Consider the following 3,629-nt stretch of genomic DNA (forward strand, 5'->3'; position numbering starts at 1 on the left):
TCCGCGTCGCCGACGGCGGCGGTCACCAGGTGGCCGCCCCGGGTGAGCAGTTCGACCAGGCCGGCCCGGAGCAGCACGGCGTCCTCGGCAAGGACTATCCGGAGCACGGCACCTCCAGCCGGAGCCTGGTCGGCCCGCCGGTCGGACTCGTCACCATCAGTCGTCCTCTCAGGATCGCCACCCGGTCGGCCAGTCCCTGGAGCCCGGCCCCGGCGGCCGGGTCGGCCCCGCCACAGCCGTCGTCGGTCACCTGGAGCACCAGCCGGCCGTCCGCGACCCGCCCGTGGACGGTGACGGCGGTGGCGCCACTGTGCTTGGCGGCGTTGGTGAGGGCCTCGGTGACGGTGAAGTAGGCGGTGGTCTCGACGGGGCCCGGCAGCCGGCCCGGCAGGTCGAGGTCGACCTCGACGGGGACCGGGTGGCGCAGTGCCACCTCGGCGACGGCGGCGGCCAGGCCGTGGTCGGTGAGCACCTGCGGGTGGATCCCCCGGACCAGGCCGCGCAGTTGCTCCAGCGCCTGCCGGGCCTCGCCCCGGGCCCGGTCGACCAGCGCGAGCGCCCCGGCCGGGGCGTCCCCGCCTGCCCCGGCCCCCTCGCGCAGCTCGTGCGCGGCCAGGCCGAGCGTCATGGTGAGGGCGACCAGCTGCTGCTGGGCACCGTCGTGCAGATCGCGTTCGATGCGGCGGCGCTCGGCCTCGAAGGCGTCGGCCAACCGGGCCCGGGACCGGGTCAGTTCGAGGACCTGGCCGCCGGGATCCTCCGCCCGGGGCCCGAGCAGCAGCCGGGCCAGCCGGACGTGGGCGGCGGTGAGCAGTGCCCCGGCATGGCCGCCGAGGTAGAGCCCGGCCAGGCCGAGGGCGGTGAACGGGAGCGCGTGCAGCGGTCCGGGCACGGCGTGGCCGGGGATCAGCATCACGGTCTCGGGGGCGAGCACCTGGACCACCACCGGGCTGACGACCAGCGCCGCGGAGAACAGCAGCAGGGCGGTCAGGCCGAGGCCGGCGGCGGTGAGCGGCGGGGCGACGAGCAGGGTGTGGGCGAGTTCGCGCCAGGTCGCGCGCTCGCGCAGCCGGGTGCGCAGCCGGGCGGGGCGCCCGGCCCCGGGGAGCGCCCGGTGCGGGTCGGGCACCGGCGCCGGTTCGACGAGCCGGAGCCGGCGGCGTTCCAGGGCTCCGACCGGCAGGCCGGAGAGCGCGACGGCGAGGAGCAGCGGCTAGGCCGACGCCGACCACCGAGAGCCCGAGGCCGAGCGCGGTCAGGGCGAGCAGCAGCACCGCCGTCACCAGTCCCAGGACGGCGCCGCCGACCAGGTAGGCCCAGCAGCGCAGGGAGTCGGCGGTGAACGGGAAGCGCAGCGGACGGGCGCGCAGGGCCGCCAGTACGGCCACCTCGGACGACCGGTCGGCAGCCTCGGCAGCCCCGGCGGCCTCGCCCACGGAGGAGGCGGAGGAGGCGGCCTCGGCGGTGGAGAGGAACGAGGAAGAGGGGCCGACCGCCCCGGTCGCGCCCGCCCCGGTGTCCTCGGCCGTCGCCCGCCCCGTGCCCATCACCCCACCCTAACCGACCGGCTGACGTGCCCTTCGGCCCCGACGGACGGCCGCCCCGCCCCCGCCCCCGGCAGCCGGCGGCCGGGTCAGCGCGACGGCGGCGATCACCGCGAGGCCGCCGGCCAGGGTGTTCCAGCCGACCGGCTCGGCGAGCAGCAGCGCACCGAGCGCCGTCGACCAGAGCGGGGTCGCATAGGTGACGGCGGCGGCCACGGCCGTCCCCGCGGTGCGGACCAGGCCGAGGTTGAGGACGTAGGCGACGCCGGTGCCGAGCGCGCCGAGCACCAGCAGGGCGCCCGCGGCCCCGGCCCCGGGCCAGTGCGGGGCGCCGGCGGCCAGCGGGGCGGCCACCGCGAGCTGGGCGCCACCACAGGTGATCTGGACGGTGGACAGGGCGGTCGCCGAGTGCGGACGGTTCGCGAGGTGACGGCGCAGATAGGCGAAGCCGGCGCCGTAGCAGCAGGTCGCGGCCAGGCAGGCGAGTCCGCCGGCCACCGCGCCCGCCCCGCCGCCGGACGGTCCCGCCTCCCCGGCCGGCCCCCCGGCGGAGGCGCCACCGAAGCCGTGCCACACGCCCAGCACGGTGAGCACCCCGGCGAAGCCGAGGGCGAGTCCGGCAAGCCGGCGCGGTCCCGGCCGGGGCTCCCCGGGTACCACGGCGAGCGCGAAGAGCAGGGTGAACAGCGGGGTGGCCGCGTTCAGCACCCCGGCCAGCACCGAGCTGACCCGGGTCTCCCCGTAGGAGAAGAGGACGAACGGCACCGCGTTCAGCAGGACGGCGGCGACGGCGCTGTGCCCCCAGACGGCGGGGTCGCGCGGGACGGCCTCGCGACGGACGGCGAGGATCGCCCACAGGGCGGCCGCGCCGAGCAGGCAGCGCCAGGCCGCCACCCAGACCGGGGGCACCCCGGCCTCCACCGCCACCTTGATCAGGGCGAAGCTCGCGCCCCAGATCGCCGACAGTGCCACGAACCCCGGCCACCAGCGCCCTCGCACTCCGACCACCCGCCTTTCCCCGGCCCCGGTCCGACCCGGTCCGCCCACTCGTACTCGATGGACAGAGGGTCGCGGGTCGGCCGATCATGAGTCCAACAAGTGGCGGTGCGGTCGGAATGAGGAAGTCTCATGACCCAGGAGGTGAACCTCGCCCAGCTCAGGGCGCTGGTCGCGGTGGCCGACGCGGGCGGCTTCGGGTCGGCGGCGGCCGAGCTCGGCGTGAGCCAGTCGGCGGTCTCGCACGCCGTCGCCGCGTTGGAACGCGTGCTGGGCGCGCCCGTGCTGCACCGGGGCGCACCCGCCCGGCCGACCCCGCTGGGCGAGCGGATCCTGCCGCACGCCCGGACGGCGGTCGCCTCCGCCGCGGCGGTCCGGTCGATCGCCGAGCACCACGGCGGCGGGCTGACCGGCACCGTCCGGCTGGCCGCGCCGACCACCGTCTGCCAGGGGCTGCTGCCGGCCCTGCTGCGCGACTGGCGGGCCGAGCACCCCCGGCTGACGGTGCGGGTCTTCGAGGGCGAGGACGACGAGCTGGCCGTCTGGCTGGAGGCCGGCACGGTGGACGCGGCGGTCCTGGTGGACGCCGACCGGGTGCCGCCGGGGGCGGTCCCGCTCGGCGCCGACTCGATGCACGCGCTGCTCCGCCGCGACCACCCGCTCGCGGGCGAGGCGGGCGTCGACGTGGCGGACCTGGAGGACGACGACTTCCTGCTCTCGGAGGGCGGCTGCGAGCGGCACATCCGGGACGCCTGCCGCCGGGCCGGCGTNNCGGGACGCCTACCGCCGGGCCGGCGTCCGCTTCGCGCCCCGGCACCGGATCCGCGACCTCAACACGCTGATCGGCATGGTGCACGCGGGGGTCGGCGTCTCGGTGATGCCGGCGCTGGCGCAGCCGATGCTGCCGCCGGACTGCGTCCTGGTGCCGATCCGGCCGGCCGCGCACCGCACCCTGACCCTCACCGGCCCGGCCGGGCGGCCCTGGTCCCCGGCGGTGACGGGCCTGCTGGCGGCGGTGCACCCCGGCCGGGACAGGTCCGCGGCGCCGCGCTGAACAGTCGGCCGGAGCGACGGCGGGTGGGGCGGGCC

General features: G+C 78.0%; 2 protein-coding genes and 2 pseudogenes. 2 read left to right on the forward strand and 2 right to left on the reverse strand.

Features of this window, described 5'->3' with window-relative positions:
• Positions 1 to 94: 94 nt before the first annotated feature.
• Both VR45_RS31880 and VR45_RS50255 read right to left on the reverse strand, forming a co-directional pair.
• Positions 95 to 1,388: pseudogene (locus VR45_RS31880) on the reverse strand (sensor domain-containing protein).
• A 168-nt stretch (positions 1,389 to 1,556) separates the two neighbouring features.
• The gene (locus VR45_RS50255; RefSeq protein ID WP_045943361.1) at positions 1,557 to 2,552 is read right to left on the reverse strand and encodes a DMT family transporter; all 996 of its coding nucleotides are present in this window, start codon (positions 2,550 to 2,552) and stop codon (positions 1,557 to 1,559) included.
• Positions 2,553 to 2,672: 120 nt separating this feature from the next.
• Between VR45_RS50255 and VR45_RS50745 the strand changes: the two are divergent.
• Together VR45_RS50745 and VR45_RS50750 are read left to right on the forward strand one after the other, a co-directional pair.
• Positions 2,673 to 3,224, forward strand: a pseudogene (locus VR45_RS50745) (LysR family transcriptional regulator); the annotation flags it as partial.
• Between the two features lie 136 nt (positions 3,225 to 3,360).
• On the forward strand, positions 3,361 to 3,594 hold the full coding sequence (locus VR45_RS50750) for a hypothetical protein (RefSeq protein ID WP_353612732.1): 234 nt from the start codon (positions 3,361 to 3,363) through the stop codon (positions 3,592 to 3,594).
• Positions 3,595 to 3,629: the final 35 nt, after the last annotated feature.

The sequence above is a fragment of the Streptomyces sp. NRRL S-495 genome (assembly GCF_000966955.1).
GTDB lineage: Bacteria > Actinomycetota > Actinomycetes > Streptomycetales > Streptomycetaceae > Kitasatospora > Kitasatospora purpeofusca.